Source organism: Paenibacillus silviterrae, assembly GCF_030167925.1.
Taxonomy (GTDB): Bacteria; Bacillota; Bacilli; order Paenibacillales; family NBRC-103111; genus Paenibacillus_G; species Paenibacillus_G silviterrae.
The window spans coordinates 1,434,131-1,450,428 of sequence record NZ_JASKUT010000001.1 but is presented as its reverse complement, the minus strand read 5'-3'; the positions used below and the strand labels follow the sequence as shown (position 1 = coordinate 1,450,428).

Sequence of the window (16,298 nt, the reverse complement as noted above, 5' to 3'; positions counted from 1 at the left end):
GGGCCATGTACGCTTTGCCGGGCTTTAACGCTCTGCGCTGCTTCTGTACCCGCTTGGGGTCATGGCGGTCCAGCGCTTAAATTGGCGGCTGAAGTGGGCGCTTGTTTTATACCCGAGCATCATGGCTATATGATCTATAGACAGGTCTGTCTGAAGCAATAAGCGCTGTGCTTCACCTAACAAAATTTCCGACATATATTGGCGGGGAGCTTTCCCGTAAACGTGTTGAAATATTCGATTCACCTGGGACGGACTCAATTTTAAGGTTTCGGCTATATCCTGCACGAATGTTCTTTCATTGTCTTCCATTTGGCCATGAAGCAGGTTGCTACGGATCGAATCCTCAATATATTGGGCGATGCGGCCGGCCAATAATTCCTTTTTCGTAAGCACGACGCTGTCGGTTTGGGACAGCTGCTCCACCAACGTTCTCAGAAGCTCAAACACGGCTGCGTACACCTTCATGCTTATTGCGGCGGAAAGGGAAAGACTTCTGTTTCCGGTTGCAAGATTGAATAATTCCGTAAGGACGGGGGCTAATTCCTTGACGAGGGGAGAGGAAGCTTCGTAGCAAACGGCTTGATGGCGCTCCAGCTCCTTGGAGAAAGCGGGATCGGCCACGCTGAAATGAACGCAAAAATAAGTGAAGCCATGTGAGCCTGCCGACTTGCACGAATGGGTGATTCCCGGACGTATGAAAAGCAGGTCTCCCTTTTTTTGATCGTAAATCTGGCCCTCAACGACCATTTGCATGTCTCCTTCGATCATCCAATGAAGCTCGTACATAGGGTGTTCATGAGACGGATAGGTCCACCGGGAACCCACCTCGCGTACATGCAGCCCCATCAGATGAAGGGACATTCGAACGTCGGGAAGCCTGCCCAGCTCAACGGAATCGGCGATCATTTCAGACATCGTATACGTCCCCCTTGTTCATCTGTTCTATTCCTATATCCATTATACAGCGCTTTCATGTGGAAGGAAATGCAAGAAATGGGTAAATGTTTTTCGCGATTAGCGCATCGTCAACACCATTGTTGTGGTGGTATGTTAGTATTATCAACAGCCAAAGGCAGCACAAAATGAATCCCCAAGTATTCATCAGCATAGGGTGGCTGGAGGAATGAATCCATGCAATGAGGAAGGCGGGTTAAGCAAACTAAAGCTATCCGATTCACTCCCCTCAAGCCGGTACAGTAGGGTAACTAATCTTCCCGAATTTTTTGTAAGCGCTTGTAGGATGAATACGGCTCGTTTTTCCGATGGCGGGAGGGTCTTATGAGTATTCAGATTAACGCGTTAAGAGACAAGAGAGGACTCATACGGGATTTTGTTTACGATACCTTGAAGAAAAACATTATGGAGCTGAGACTCGATCCGGGGCGGTTTATCTCGGAGAAAGAACTGGTCGAAATGCTTCAAGTGAGCAGGACGCCGATTCGAGAAGCGTTGGTTAAACTCACTCAGGAGGAATTGATCGCCACCACCCCTCAGAAGGGCTCCATCATATCACTTATCGATTTGCAGCATGCGGAAGAATCACGGTTTGTCAGAAAAACATTGGAGTCCGCCGTTGTTCGGGAAGCATGTGAGCTGCTCGGCAAGGAACAGGTGCTTCATCTGCAAAATCTTGTCTCGATGCAGGAATTGTGCGAGTCCGAAAAGAATTACGGGCGGCTGTTTGAGCTCGATGAAGAGTTTCACAAGTCGATAATGATCGGCTGCGGCCGGGCCCGTACCTGGAGACTAATTCAGCAAATGTCTACACATGACAATCGCATCCGTTTTTTACGGCTTGCTTCCGATTCCGATTGGCAAATCATCCTTGCCCAGCATCATGGAATTGTTCGCGCCATCAAGGAGAAGGATCCCGACCAAGCGGAAAACATGATAAGGGATCATTTGGAACTGGTAATGATTGAAAAGGAAAATTTAACACAGAAGTATGCCAAATTTTTCAAATAAATCTAAGGAAGTGAAAGACGATGTTGAAAGTGGCTGTTATCGGTACCGGCGGTATTGCAAACTCGCATCTGGAGGCGTATGTGACCTCGTTTAGGGGAAGATGTCAAGTCGTTGCGTTATGCGACATTTACGAGGAAAAGGCCGTCCGGTATAAAGAGAAATTTCAGCTCGACTGCCGGGTCGAACAAGACTACCGCCAGCTGCTGGACAGCGATATCGATCTGGTGTCGGTCTGCACCCCTCCGTATACGCATGCTCAAATCGCAATCGACTTTTTGCGCGCGGGAATGCATGTATTGGTAGAGAAGCCGATGTCTTCTTCCTTGGAGGAATGCGACCGGATGCTGGAGGCGGCTTCAGAGTCGAAACGCATTTTGTCCGTAGTCGGGCAAAATCGGTTCAGGGATCCGATCATGAAGCTAAAGCGCACGTTCGACACCGGAAAGCTGGGCAAAATCGTACATGCACAAGTCGATTCCTACTGGTGGAGAGGGCACTGCTATTACGATCTGTGGTGGAGAGGCACTTGGGAAAAGGAGGGCGGCGGCTGTACGCTAAACCACGCCGTTCATCATATTGACATGCTGCAGTGGATGATGGGGATGCCGGACAAAGTCCATGCAGTGATGAGCAATACGTCGCATGATAACGCGGAAGTCGAGGACATTTCCATAGCCATTCTTTCTTACGGAAACGGAAGCCTGGCGCAAATTACAAGCTCTGTCGTGCATCACGGAGAGGAGCAGCAGCTTATATTCCAAGGGGAGAAGGCAAGAATTTCCGCACCCTGGAAGGTTTATGCATCCACCTCCAAGGAAAACGGATTCCCGATTCGGAACAATGCGCTCGAGGAGGAGCTTGAGGCCACTTACAAAAGCATGGCGGATCTTCCGTATTCCAGGCACGCCGGACAAATCGACGATGTGATGAAGGCAATTGAAGACGACTCGCTGAACGTGCTAATTGACGGCTGCGAGGGACGCAAAACACTGGAGCTGATCACGGCCATCTATGAAGCGGCGGCTACAGGCAAGAGTGTAAGCCTCCCTTTACCCAAGGACAGCGTGTTCTATTCGAGAGACAGCTTGCTCGCGAACGCTCCGCATTTTTACGAGAAGACCTCGTCGGTAGTTTCGTTCTCGAAGAACGAGATTACGCTCGGCAGCGATTATAAGAAATAACACCGAACAGGAGATGAAGGCTATGCAAGCACAAGACGGCATGAATTACGCACCTCAGGGAAAGCCGGCCCCGGTTTGTGAACAGGGCGACTTTTCGTTTGCGGCGGTCGGTCTCGATCACGGGCACATTTACGGAATGTGCAACGGGCTTATCGAAGCCGGCGGACAGTTGAAATGGGTGTACGACCCGGACCCGGCCAAGGTGAATAAATTCCTTGAAACGTATCCTGAGGTCAAGGCGGCAAGATCCGAACAGGAGGTGCTTCAGGATCTGGATGTGAGGCTGGTTGCCGGCGCGGCCATCACATCGGAACGTTGTGACTTGGGAATGCGCGTCATGTCGCACGGAAAGGATTACTTTACGGATAAAGCGCCGTTTACTACGCTCGCGCAGCTGGAACAGGCCCGGCAAAAAGCTGAGGAGACCGGCTTGAAGTACGCGGTTTATTACAGCGAGCGAGTACATGTAGAAAGCGCGGTTTATGCCGGGCAATTGATTGAGCGGGGCGCGATCGGCCGCGTACTGCAGGTCAGTGGATATGGTCCGCACCGGATCAACGTGCCGTCCAGACCGGATTGGTTTTTTAACCGTGAGCAATTCGGAGGCATACTTTGCGATATCGGCAGCCACCAATGCGAGCAATTTTTGTTCTACACAGGTTCCAAGGACGCGAAAGTGGTGAACAGCCAGGTGGCCAATTATAACCATAAGCAATTTCCGACGTTCGAGGATTTCGGCGATTGCAACCTGGTGGGCGACAACGGTTCCACGGGATACTTCCGTGTCGATTGGTTTACCCCGAACGGCCTCAGCACATGGGGGGACGGCCGTACCATTATTCTTGGAACCGACGGATATATTGAGTTGCGCAAATACGTGGATATAGCCAGAGAAAAAGGCGGCGGGCACGTGTACCTCGTTAATCATGAGGGCGAGCATTATTTCAACGTAAAAGGGAAGATAGGATATCCGTTTTTCGGGGAACTGATTATGGACTGCCTGAACCGCACGGAGATCGCGATGACGCAGGAGCATGCCTTTAAAGCGGCGGAGCTTTGCCTGACGGCGCAGCGCGATGCCAGATTGATTGAAGGCGCTTGGAGGTTGTAGCTTATGAAAGCAATAAATAGCAGTCTTGCCCTGGATAAGAAGGAAAGCGCACTAATTTCACTGAAAAAAAAGAAAGGATTGTTTTACTATTTAAAAGCGGATTACATCCTTTACCTGATGTTGATTATCCCTGTTGCCTATATATTCACATTTAAATATGCCCCCATGTATGGCATACAGATTGCTTTTAAGGATTACAACATTTTTCAGGGCGTCAGCATGAGTCCGTGGAATCATTTTGCGACCTTCGAGCAAATTTTTTCATCTCCCCAATTTTATCAGGTTGTTAGAAACACGTTGGTGCTTAACGGTTTGGATTTGCTCGTTGGGTTTCCAGCGCCGATCCTTTTGGCGATTTTAATTAATGAGCTGGTATGGAATAAGTTTAAAAAGGTAAGCCAGACCATATTGTATCTGCCGCATTTCCTTTCCTGGGTTATTATCGGCGGAATGGTTGCTCAGCTGCTCTCTCCCACAGGGATGGTAAACTCCTTAATTACTAATATGGGTGGTGAACCGTTACCGTTCCTCACGAACAAATACGCATGGGTTGCAACGTATTCACTTATTGGAGTATGGCAGAACGCAGGATGGGGGACCATTTTGTATCTTGCTGCAATGACGGGAATCGACAAGCAGCTGTATGAAGCGGCTGAAGCGGATGGAGCGGGAAGATTCAGGAAGATTTGGCATATTACATTACCGGGCATCAGACCGACCATTGTGATCCTTCTGATCCTACAGCTCGGTAATATTATGGCTATTAACTTCGACCGTCCATTCAACATTCAAAATAACCTTGTCATGGATTTTGGCGACGTTATCAGTACCTATGTTTATCGTGTAGGTATTCAATCCGCGAACTTTTCGGTTGGTGCGGCTGTAGGTCTATTCCAGTCTGTAATTTGCTTAGTTTTCCTGTTAACTTCCAATTTCATTTCCCGCAAATTAGGCGAAGACGGAATATGGTAAGGGGGTACCGGTATGTCGCAAAATGTAAAAAATAGAATCATTGATTATACGGCGGCATGTATTGTTTTAATTGCTGTTTTTATATGCCTGGTTCCTTTTCTCTATATTCTTTCGCAATCGCTTAGCTCGAATAGGGCGATTATATCCCATGCGGTTACCATCTATCCCATAGACTTTAATATAGAAGCCTATAAAGTTGTCTTCGGGGATGCCGGTATGCTGTACTCCTTGTTCTATACGGTGATCCTGACGGCTGTGTTTGTGCTCCTTGCATTGACCGTTACCATATTGGCGGCGTATCCGTTGACCAAAAAAAGACTTAAGGGTAGAAATGGTTTACTGCTAATCATGTTGTTTACCATGTATTTTAGCGGAGGATTGATTCCGGATTATCTGAATATAAAGAACCTGAGTCTTTTGAACACTCCAATGGCACTGGTTCTTCCGGGTATGATGAGTGTTTACTATATGATCATATTGAAATCTTTCTTCCAGAGCCTTCCGGAGAGCCTGGAGGAAGCTGCACACCTCGACGGATGCAACGAGCTGCAGATTTTGCTTAAGATTGTACTGCCTCTTTCCAAGCCGGCACTTGCTACAGTCAGTTTACTGTATGCCGTATTCAGGTGGAATTATTTTCAGGATGCTCTGTTCTACATTACAGACCAGGACCTGTATACGATTCAGCTTAAGCTCTATAATGTCATCAATATTTCGCAGCAAATGTCCGGCGAGAATGTCAATGTGAATCTGCCTTCGGAGGCATTGAAGGCGGCAAGCATTATGTTTGGCACCGTTCCGATTCTTCTAGTGTATCCGTGGCTCCAGAAATACTTTGTATCCGGCATTATGATCGGCGCTGTTAAAGGCTGATATGTGTAAACAGATTTGCAAATATTAACTTTATAAAAGGAGTGGTCCCCTTGAAGTCAAAAGCAAAAAGATCTATCCATGTTTCTTTGGCAGCGCTAACCCTTGCATCTACATTGGCTGCCTGTACGAGTAATTCGCCAAGCGGCACACCAAGTGGTACAGCAGGTTCTACAAAAGAACATCGAACATTAACCGTTGAAGTTTTCGACAGAGGCAAACCCGGACAGCCGGATTTGAATAATAACTTCTGGACAAAGTATATCAACGATAATTTCGGTAAGCAGTTTAATGCCACAGTCAACTTTGTTTCCGTACCTAGAGCCCAGGAGGTAGACAAGTTAAACGTATTGATGGCAGCCGGCCAGGCACCTGACATTTCCTTCACCTACAACACGGGTCTTGTTTATAATTATGTACAGCAGGGTGGATTGGCGGAGCTTGATTCCGTTCTCAAGCAGCATGGACCAACCCTTACAAAGTATCTTGGCGATGATGTATTGAAGTATGGGAAATTTAACGGCAAGCAATATGCTATACCGGGCAAGAGAACGGTTCTGGCAGGTTCAAATACGTTTATCCGTAAAGATTGGCTCGATAAGCTGGGACTTCCTGTTCCTACTACACCGGAGCAGTTCTATAACACCATGGTTGCATTCAAAGAGAAGAACCCTGGTAATGTAAGCGGAGTCATTCCTTATGGTTATTCCCTTCAGCCTTTAAATCCAGGGCTTGGCTATGTACCGGAAGCCTTTAGACCATCCAATCTTACTGAAGAACAGTTTGCTACACTTCAGCCGCAGCCTAGCTGGCTGGCGAACTGGAATATGCCGGGGTTTGATAAAGCGGTTCAGTATATGAACAAGATGTACAATGCAGGCTTGATCAGCCCGAATTTCGCAACCGACAAGGATGGAAAATTGCTTGACGCAGATATTTCCAATGGCAAAGTCGGGGCATTCCAGACGAACTGGGATGGCCCGTACAGGACAGCTCCCGGAACCTTGGCCAACCTTACAAAGAACGTTCCTGGTGCTCAGCTTATTCCTATTGACCCCTGGCAGAATGACGCAGGTAAACATCCTAAGAACGGGTACAGCCCCAATGGAATGTATATCATTATTCCTAAATCAAGTAAAAATATTGACCTTGCCATACAATACCTTAACTGGATGGCTGACCCCAAGGTAACCCTCTTCCTCCAGAACGGTCAGGAAGGTGTCGACTACAACATGGTTAATGGTGTTCCCAAACAGACAGGAACAACAAATTCCGGCGATAAGATGATGACCGTTGCTAATAACCTAGACTATGACATCCTTACAAACGGTATCGAGCTTGGTGATCAGCAGAAAAATAATGCAGCCATTTCCGCAGGTTACCCCGGGTATGAGAAGGAGGTAGAGAACGCTCTAAAGGTAGGTATGGTGGACTATTATACGACATACTTCTATTCATTGCCGAATGCGGCTGATGCAAAGAACAACACGGAGCTTAAGAATCTTTCAGCTCAAATGCTTGCAAAGCTAATTGTTGCTAAACCAGCTGAAGTGGATAGCCTGTACAAAACATTGGTTCAGCAGTACATGAGTCAGGGTGGTCAGGCAGTTCAAGACGAGTATGTAAAAAATTATAAGGCCCAAAATGGTAAATAAGTAAGCAGGCTCTAAAGCAAAATGCGGGTTCCATCAAGCAGAATCCGCATTTTGCTTCTTTTTTGTTGAATCCCATAAAAAATAAGCCTATGATTACTATGTATGGCGAAAAGCTTGCCAAACTACGACTGAATGTGGGAGGGCTTATGGATTACGTCTATTTGGGAAGAAGCGGGCTGCAGGTTTCGCGATTTTGCTTGGGAACGATGACTTATGGCGATTGGGAAATGGATGAAGCCAGCTCGCTGGCCGTTATTGAGCGTGTGCTTGATGCCGGGATTAATTTCCTGGATACGGCGGATACGTATGGCCGGGGTACCAGCGAGGAAATTATCGGCAAAGTCCTAAAAGGCCGAAGGGATCGTGTGATTGTCGCCACGAAGTTTAAAGTGCGAACATCCGAGGGACCCAATGGCGAAGGTGCCAGCCGCTACCGCATTATGAAGCAGGTTGAAGCGAGCCTGAAGAGATTGAATACCGATTACATAGACTTGTATCAGGTGCACCGTCCCGATCCGCACACCCCTCTGGATCCAGACGCTTCGTGCACTTGACGATCTTGTTTCGCAGGGAAAGGTGCGGTACATCGGATGTTCGAACTTCGAGGCTTGGCGAATTGTGGAATCGTTATGGGTGAGCGAGAAATTGAATCTGGAACGGTTCATTACGAATCAACCGTCATATAATTTATTTAATCGATATATTGATCAGGAAATACTGCCCGCCTGCGAAAGACACGGGCTCGCAACACTGGCTTACTCACCGCTCGCCGGGGGTTGGCTTTCGGGTAAGTATCGGGCCGGGCAGCCGCTGCCTGCAGATTCACGCGGAGAGCGCATGAACCCGGATTTACCGGAAAACCGTGCCAAGTTCGAAACGGTTGAACGGCTCGCACAACTGGCAGATGCAATGGGAATCAAGCTGGGGCAGCTTGCCTTGGCATGGCTGCTGCGCAGAAAAGACGTGATCCCTGTCATAGGAGTTCGAAACGAGCGGCAGCTCCAGGATAATTTGGGGGCGCTTGAAGTGAAGCTGGGGGACGAAGAGCTGAAGGTGATCGATCAGATTTGTCCGAATCCTTATAAGGATTTTTCTCAGGACGGCAGCTTCTGGTTTCGTGAGCCTCGTGCCTACCGGTTTAAATAATCATCGAAAAGAGGCTTGGTGAATGAAGCAGACGAAGGTGGTATTATGCCGATCAGGCGACTTTGACCCGGATGATGTGCTTGTTGAATCCTTGCGGATGCAGTTTCCTACAGTATGCATGATGGATCTCCGCAAGGAGGAGTTCGCAGACCGGGTGGAAGAGCTCAAGGATGCAGAGGCTTTCATCGGCTGGCCGGATGACGAGCAGCTGCGTTCCTTGCCGCTGCTCCGGTGGATCCAGCTGCCGAGTGCAGGTGCCAATGGGTATACGAGCGGCAGGTCCGCATTGCGCGAGGAAGTGCAAATTACCAATTCCAGCGGAGTCTTTGGGGTTCCCGGTGCGGAGCACGCTTTAGCTCTACTGCTTGCTATCGCCAGGCAGCTGCCGATTCACTTCGATCAGCAACAGAGGAAACAATGGCGGCGAAATCCTTACAGTCTGGAGATTGATGGCTCAACAGCCGCGGTCATTGGGCTAGGTGACATCGGAATGGAAATAGCAAAGCGTGTGAAGGCCTTCGGTGCCAGCGTGCTTGCAGTCAAACGAGTCGCTTCGCCATGTCCGGCATATGTAGACAGACTATATACGGAGGAGTATGTCGATGAGGTGCTGGCCGTATCAGATTATGTGTTCCTCGCACTGCCTTTAACCGAAGGGACGAAGGGCTTCCTTAGTGCGGAGAGAATTGCCCACATGAAAAAAGGAGCGGTACTAATCAATGTTGGCCGAGGTCCTACCATAGATGAGCGCGCGCTCACAGAAGCACTGCAAAATGGTCATCTTTTAGCTGCAGGACTTGATGTAACGGAAGTAGAGCCTCTACCCGCAGCTAACCCGCTGTGGAAGCTTCCCAATGTGATCATCACCTCTCACTCTGTAGGCGTTTCCCCCCGAAAGGAGGAGCGGCGAGTCCAGTTGTTCCGTCAAAATATAGAGCGCTTTCTTGCCAATGAGCCTTTGCTGAATCTTGTTGATCGCAAGGCTGGATATTAGCTTCAAATAACTCATTCTAATAGGAAGGTGATCCCTAGTGGCGCTTAAAAAAAGTGAAGTCGTTGCAGCCCAGCAGCGGACCGTAGAGCTGTTACGTGCAGCAGGAATTGTACTGACGCCCGAGGAGCAAAAGCAAATCGAGGTCGCATGCTTCGGGCTGAACGATCTGCCGCAGCAAGGGTTGGAATTGATTACATATATAAATAACGACCGCTATTGCGCGAAGGATCTAGTATTATTTCCGGGGCAAACCTGTCCGGAGCATCTCCATCCGCCGGTAGGGAATGACCCCGGCAAAATGGAGACCTTCCGTTGCCGCTGGGGAAAAGTATTTCTCTATGTGGAAGGGGAAGCGACGAAGCCAATTCAAGCGAATATTCCCGCTCAGAGCGAACCATATTATACCGTGTTTCATGAAATCGAGCTGCTGCCGGGCCAGCAATACACCATTCAACCGGGAACTCTTCACTGGTTTCAAGCAGCGGATACCGGTGCCATTGTATCCGAATTTTCCAGTACAAGCCGGGATGAATTCGACATCTTTACCGACCCTCACATTCAGCGAACCCCTGTAATTTTGAACGATTAACCAACACGACTTCTAATAAGCAGAAAAAACCTCGTTCTCACCTTGGTTTGTTTGCGGATCCATTTGCCTGCCAGCGCCGCGGATCCATTAACATCATTCCAAGGAGTCTTTTTTTGTGTGTTCCCACGGGACAGGCTCATGAAAATACAAGAATCCACGTATAGTAATAGTAATCTTCCATTATCGTCAATCTTGTACCGGGATGTGATGGTAACCATGAGCGATGCAAAAGGTAAAGCTAGGGGATCTATTTTTTGGAAAAGTCTCGGACTTGTTCTTCTGATTACTTCCATTCCTATTGCTTTTATTGGTGTCATTCTTTATGTTGTCGGAACGCCCCGTATTGAAGACGAAGTAAATAAAGCGTATCAGAACCAACTGAACCTCTCCATTCAGCAATTGACCGACTATATGACGCATTTAGAGCGATCCGTCGTAAGATTAGCCTTTGACCGCAGCTGGGATGACCGTCTTCGGATCGACTTTGTTCAGGAATTTCCCACAACCCTTGAGCTGATGAAGTCGCTTTCGTTGATTACGGAATCGAACCTGCTTATTAATAGCGTGGGGCTATACGTACGTAATTCCGATCGCTTGATCGGAGACGAGGCCGGCTTTCATCCCTTACGCTCGGAAGAGGACCGTAGGGCTTTCAACGCCTTGCTGGACAACGAGAAGACGATTTATTGGAACTATTCACTGAAAAAAATCAATTTGCCCGATACGCAAAATAAAGCAATCATCATCAAGCTTCCCGGAGGCGAGGTGCATGGCTCTTTCGGCGTCTTCATTATTTATTTGGACCAGACTATGCTCAATACCATGGTTCAAAAGGTTGCCTTTAGAGGGGGCATTGCCTTTTTATTTAACGAGCATGGGGAATACTTAACCTCCTCAGGAAGCGGCGAGGGCAATCGGGAGCAAGCTTTGAAGGATGCGCTCAAAAGCCGAATTCAGGAGGATGCCCCGGCGAACAGCGGGATGTTCAAATGGGATTGGCAGCATCAAAGCTACAATGTTTCCTATGGGACCATTTCCAAGCTGGGCAGTAAATGGACGGTGGTATCGTCTACACCGGTAACTCAAATCACCGCACCGGTAACGTTTTTATCCAGTCTTATTCTTTGGATCAGCATGATAGGGCTTACCATAGGGCTGCTGTTATCCTGGTTTGCTTCTAACAAAATGTATGCTCCTATCTTCAGAATTAAAAAGTTATTTGATGGGAACAAAACAAACCATGCGGATGAGAAGGACGAGATCGTTTTTATTGAAACTCAATGGAAGCGGCAGCTGCAAGAGCAGCAGGCACTATCAATGCGCCTCAAGCAATCGTTACCGGCACTTCGGGACAGTTTCTTGCTGCAATTTTTGCAGGGGAATTTATATCATCATTCAGAGAGTGAGCTTACAAGCAAGCTGAAGCAGCTGGGCTGGGAGCTGGAGGAGAAGCGATTCGGAGTTATCGTGGCTCAGCTTCATGGCCTATCGGATAAGGGTGGGAAATTCACCGAAAGGGACGATCAATTGATTACCTTCGCCGCTTCCAACATTTTCTATGAGCTGATCACCGAGCGGCTGAGCATGGTTTATATCGTTAACTTTCAGGATTTATCCGTTGGCGCATTTTTCGTTCTCGAGCATGGACTTGGGAATGACGAAATCAAGGCTTTGCTGAACAAGCTATCCCATGACTACATTGCCGCAGTGAATAATGTACTGAAGCTTAAGGTTACCATCGTGAGCGGTAAAATATCCGATTCGCTCGTGGAGATGCCGGCCATTCTCGAACATACGAGGAAGGCACTACGGTATCGGGATCTTCATTCCTCCAACCAGCTGCTGGATATTAACCGATTTATGCTGGAAACGGTAAGTCATAACCCATTTCCAACGAAGCTGGAACGGGAGATTGTTCATGCTGTCAGTCTGGGGCTGGAGGAGGAAGCTGTACGATTAATCCGCCGCTTTATCGTTGAATTGCAAAGCGAGAACAGCACGGAGCTGATGGTGCATCAGGGAATGATGAAGCTGCTTGGATCTCTGCATGATACGATCATCAAGCATGGAATGAATTTGTATACTTTGTATGAAGGCGCTCATTTGTATGAACAGCTCATGCAGTTATCGGAGCCAGAGCAGATGGTGGATTGGTTTCGAATGAAAATCATAAGACCGTTTGTCAAGAAATTGTCCATTGCTTACGATAATGAGCTGAAAGAATCGATGGATCAACTGCTGGAGCGGATCAAGCAAAATATTTTACTCGATGTATCGCTTGAGATGTACGCCGATGAGCTGCAGATGAGCTCCTCCAAGCTGAGTAAGGTATTTAAAGAAATGAATGGGGTTACCTTTATCGACACGGTCATCCGGCTAAGGCTGGAAAAATGTAAAGAGCTCCTTGTAACAACGGATATGAAAATAAATGATATCGCGGAGCTTCTCCATTATCAGCCTTCCCACCTAATCCGGTTATTTAAAAAGAATGAAGGTATGACCCCCAGGCAATATCGCGAAAAGCATGCCCGAATTTGACCCTTCACACGAACGTGAAGGGCTTTTTCTCAGCCAGACAAAAAAAGACGATCGCCGGAAATTTTTCGAGCTGTCGCGAAAATTTATTTCTATTGAGGTTCGTACGCGGACCGATTACATTGAGGACATCAGCTGATCCATTATACAACTATCGAACAAGGGAGGGAAGGATATGGAACTCCAAGCGGCAGAGCCTGTGCCGGATGCAGCCGCGAAGAAGAAAAAGAAACGGCCGTTATGGTCCGATTTGAAGCGGGACAAATATTTGTATCTGCTTGTTCTGCCGGGCATCCTCTATTTTTTGATCTTTAAGTATTACCCGATGTGGGGAATTATCATCGCTTTTCAGGATTATTCCCCTTATATGGGTGTTTGGAAAAGCGCCTGGGTCGGCCTCGAGCATTTCGAACGGTTCTTCACGAATCCAAGCTTTTATCTGTTGTTTCGCAACACCATGATGATCAGCCTATTGAGTCTGGTATTTTTTTTCCCGCTGCCGATTGTATTAGCCTTATGTATGAACGAGGTCGGTAATAAATATTTTAAGCACACCATTCAATCCATCGTCTACCTGCCTCACTTTCTGTCGTGGGTGATCATTGCGGGCATCACGTTTTTACTGCTGTCGCAATCCGGCGGGATCATAAACATACTTCTGGAGTATATGGGGTATCAGAAAATCGCCTTTCTGACCAGCGAAAGCTATTTCTGGGGATTGCTGACTATCCAAAATATTTGGAAGGACACGGGCTGGGGAACGATTATCTTTCTTGCGGCCATGAGCGGCATTGATGCCCAGCAATACGAAGCAGCCAAAATCGACGGTGCAAGCCGGATTCGGCAAATATGGCATATAACGCTCCCGGGGATCCGCCATGTCATTATCATTCTATTGATTCTGCGGCTCGGACACATCATGGATGTCGGCTTCGAGCAAGTGTTCCTCATGTCCAATGGTGCAGTGGCGAATGTCGCCGATGTGTTTGAAACGTATGTGTACCGCAATGGGATCCAACAAGGGCAGTTCAGCTATACGACGGCCGTAGGCTTGTTTAAGTCGGTTATTGGTCTGGCGCTTGTGGTGTGGGCTAACTGGACAGCCAAACGATTTGGGCAGGAAGGCGTTTATTAATCCGAGATGGAAAGGAGGCCTAAGCCATGGGGGAAAGTCTCGGGGATCGCATTTTTACCGCTGTAAACATTGTTGTACTGGTGGTTATCGCCATCGTCACCTTGTTTCCTTTATATTATGTATTTATCGTTTCGTTTACGGAACCGAGTGAGTATGCCGATAAGTACGGATTTGTACTGTTTCCGGAGCGTTGGAGCCTTGGTGCTTACGAATATTTACTGTCCACCTCGGCTTTCGTTAGGGCCACGGGAATAAGTACGTTTCTGGCAACGGTAGGCACGCTGCTGAGTCTGATCCTTACCTCAACTTTCTCCTTCGGTTTATCCCGGAAGCGCTTGCACGGCAGAAAAATCATGCTGTTTATGGTTATGTTTACCATCTTGTTTAATCCGGGAATCATCCCCGTTTATTTGCTCGTGAGAGATCTCGGCTTAATCAACAGCATATGGTCCCTAATCATCCCGGTTTTAACCAGCGGCTGGTATGTCATTCTTATGAAAAGCTTCTTTGATAGCATACCTGTGGAGCTCGAGGAAGCTGCCATGATTGACGGCTGTAACGATCTAAGCACCTATTTCCGTATCATTCTTCCTTTGTCCGCGGCTTCTCTGGCTGCATTCGGATTATTTTATGCGGTAGCTTATTGGAACACCTTCTTCAGTGCGGTGCTCTACATTAACGATTTTACCAAGGTGCCCTTACAAATTGTACTGCGTAACATGCTAATTGACTCTGATACGGCGGTAGGTGGTGCGACTGCGGTGGAGATGGCGTCCGATAAGCAGCTGCCGACGCAAACGATCAAAATGGCGGCTGTTGTCGTTTCCACACTCCCCATTATCATGGTGTACCCATTCTTGCAAAAGCACTTTGCCAAAGGTGTCATGCTAGGCTCGGTGAAAGGGTAGCAAGCTCTTCAAAAACGGGAGTTTGCTAAAAATAAATTTCATTGCTAAAGGAGACCGAAACGCATGAAAACGATCAGTCAATTAGACCTCAACAAGAGCTGGCGCATTGAGAAAATCGAACAGGTGAGAATGCAAGGGGAACGACGTCGACTAGCGGGCTGCAATGCAAGACTGGGGGTACACGGCAAGGAGGTCAGGTTCCCTGCAGTACGCATTACGATCGGCGGGATCGCCGGCTACGGATGGTCGAACATATCCAGAGAAGCGGCAGAGGCTATGATCGGAACCCCGATAGGCGACATCTTCTCGGAGGAGCAATGGATCCAAGACCGGTTCCTCGGCCTTCAATTCCCCTTGCTGGATTGGCTTGGGCAGGTTGGCGGTATCCCGGTCTATAAGCTGCTGAGCAAACAGGAAATAGCTTCTCCTCTGCGTGTTCCATGCTATGATACGTCGTTGTATTTTGACGATCTCCATCTCAGCTCAGAGGCGGATGCGGTGCGCTTGCTTCAAGAGGAAGCCATGCAGGGTTATCATGAGGGCTTTCGCGGCTTTAAGATCAAGGTAGGGCGCGGTGCGATGCATATGGAGCTCATGGAAGGCACCAAGAGAGATATCGCTATTGTCAATGGCATCAGGGAAGCTGTAGGCCCGGAGTGTAATCTCTCCATCGATGCCAATAACGGATATAACGTAAACCTGGCTAAGCTGGTGCTGAGGGAGACCGCTCACTCGAAGCTACTATGGCTCGAGGAGGCGTTCCACGAGGATGACCGAATGTATCGGAATCTAAAGGAGTGGATGGCCGAGCAAAATATCCATGTTTTATTGACCGACGGAGAGGGCTTAGCGCCTAAACCGATAGTCGAATGGGCGGAGCAAGGACTGATCGATGCCATACAGTATGATTTGAAGGATTACGGCATCATCCAGTGGATTGGCCTATCGAAAAGGCTCGCGAAAAGCGGTGTAAAGGCTGCTCCCCACAATTACGGCGGGTTCTACGGCAACTATGCTTCCGCCCAAGCTTATCCGGCCATCGAAGGGTTTATGTTCGTCGAATGGGACGAAGCCCAAATTCCGGGTATTGATACGTCAGGTTTCACCATCCAGGAAGGCCACATAACATTGCCAGAAACCCCCGGCTTTGGACTGCATTTTGATGAAGCTTTTTACGAGAAGCAGGTACGAGAGCAGGGCTGGTCCGTGTAACCATCAAGAAGGAGCTGAGTTTTGT

At 48.1% G+C, this 16,298-nt stretch carries 15 protein-coding genes; 14 read left to right on the top strand and 1 reads right to left on the bottom strand.

What is annotated here, in order from left to right; translation table 11 throughout:
- Positions 1 to 24: 24 nt before the first annotated feature.
- Positions 25 to 915, bottom strand: a complete 891-nt coding sequence (locus tag QMO62_RS06245; protein WP_284639467.1) for a helix-turn-helix domain-containing protein — start codon at positions 913 to 915, stop codon at positions 25 to 27.
- A gap of 363 nt (positions 916 to 1,278) precedes the next feature.
- On the opposite strand from QMO62_RS06245, the gene QMO62_RS06240 reads away from it, so the two are divergent.
- The 14 genes from QMO62_RS06240 to QMO62_RS06175 all read left to right on the top strand — a co-directional run bounded on the left by QMO62_RS06240 (position 1,279) and on the right by QMO62_RS06175 (position 16,273).
- On the top strand, positions 1,279 to 1,965 hold the full coding sequence (locus QMO62_RS06240) for a GntR family transcriptional regulator (protein ID WP_284639466.1): 687 nt from the start codon (positions 1,279 to 1,281) through the stop codon (positions 1,963 to 1,965).
- Between the two features lie 20 nt (positions 1,966 to 1,985).
- Complete coding sequence (locus QMO62_RS06235) at positions 1,986 to 3,146, top strand: Gfo/Idh/MocA family protein (protein ID WP_284639464.1); 1,161 nt, start codon at positions 1,986 to 1,988, stop codon at positions 3,144 to 3,146.
- A 22-nt stretch (positions 3,147 to 3,168) separates the two neighbouring features.
- On the top strand, positions 3,169 to 4,257 hold the full coding sequence (locus QMO62_RS06230) for a Gfo/Idh/MocA family protein (RefSeq protein ID WP_284639462.1): 1,089 nt from the start codon (positions 3,169 to 3,171) through the stop codon (positions 4,255 to 4,257).
- Between the two features lie 3 nt (positions 4,258 to 4,260).
- Positions 4,261 to 5,229, top strand: coding sequence for an ABC transporter permease (locus QMO62_RS06225; RefSeq protein WP_284639460.1), 969 nt, complete (start codon positions 4,261 to 4,263; stop codon positions 5,227 to 5,229).
- 12 nt (positions 5,230 to 5,241) lie between these two features.
- Positions 5,242 to 6,102 carry a carbohydrate ABC transporter permease gene (locus tag QMO62_RS06220; protein WP_284639458.1) on the top strand — a complete coding sequence of 287 codons (861 nt, stop codon included), beginning with the start codon at positions 5,242 to 5,244 and terminating at the stop codon, positions 6,100 to 6,102.
- Positions 6,103 to 6,152: 50 nt separating this feature from the next.
- A complete protein-coding gene (locus QMO62_RS06215; protein ID WP_284639457.1) occupies positions 6,153 to 7,754 on the top strand; it encodes an extracellular solute-binding protein in 1,602 nt (533 codons plus the stop codon).
- An 89-nt stretch (positions 7,755 to 7,843) separates the two neighbouring features.
- Entirely contained in the window at positions 7,844 to 8,308 is a 465-nt protein-coding gene (locus QMO62_RS06210) for an aldo/keto reductase (RefSeq protein WP_284639455.1), read from the top strand.
- Positions 8,309 to 8,330: 22 nt separating this feature from the next.
- On the top strand, positions 8,331 to 8,900 hold the full coding sequence (locus tag QMO62_RS06205) for an aldo/keto reductase (RefSeq protein ID WP_284639453.1): 570 nt from the start codon (positions 8,331 to 8,333) through the stop codon (positions 8,898 to 8,900).
- 22 nt (positions 8,901 to 8,922) lie between these two features.
- Complete coding sequence (locus QMO62_RS06200; protein WP_284639450.1) at positions 8,923 to 9,894, top strand: D-2-hydroxyacid dehydrogenase; 972 nt, start codon at positions 8,923 to 8,925, stop codon at positions 9,892 to 9,894.
- Positions 9,895 to 9,931: 37 nt separating this feature from the next.
- Positions 9,932 to 10,483, top strand: a complete 552-nt coding sequence (locus QMO62_RS06195) for a D-lyxose/D-mannose family sugar isomerase (protein ID WP_372516651.1) — start codon at positions 9,932 to 9,934, stop codon at positions 10,481 to 10,483.
- Positions 10,484 to 10,699: 216 nt separating this feature from the next.
- On the top strand, positions 10,700 to 13,021 hold the full coding sequence (locus QMO62_RS06190; RefSeq protein WP_284639448.1) for an AraC family transcriptional regulator: 2,322 nt from the start codon (positions 10,700 to 10,702) through the stop codon (positions 13,019 to 13,021).
- A gap of 172 nt (positions 13,022 to 13,193) precedes the next feature.
- Positions 13,194 to 14,153: an ABC transporter permease gene (locus tag QMO62_RS06185; protein WP_284639446.1), complete on the top strand. Its 960-nt coding sequence runs from the start codon at positions 13,194 to 13,196 to the stop codon at positions 14,151 to 14,153.
- Positions 14,154 to 14,179: 26 nt separating this feature from the next.
- A complete protein-coding gene (locus QMO62_RS06180) occupies positions 14,180 to 15,061 on the top strand; it encodes a carbohydrate ABC transporter permease (protein ID WP_284639444.1) in 882 nt (293 codons plus the stop codon).
- A gap of 63 nt (positions 15,062 to 15,124) precedes the next feature.
- Positions 15,125 to 16,273: an enolase C-terminal domain-like protein gene (locus tag QMO62_RS06175; protein ID WP_284639442.1), complete on the top strand. Its 1,149-nt coding sequence runs from the start codon at positions 15,125 to 15,127 to the stop codon at positions 16,271 to 16,273.
- Positions 16,274 to 16,298 lie beyond the last annotated feature (25 nt).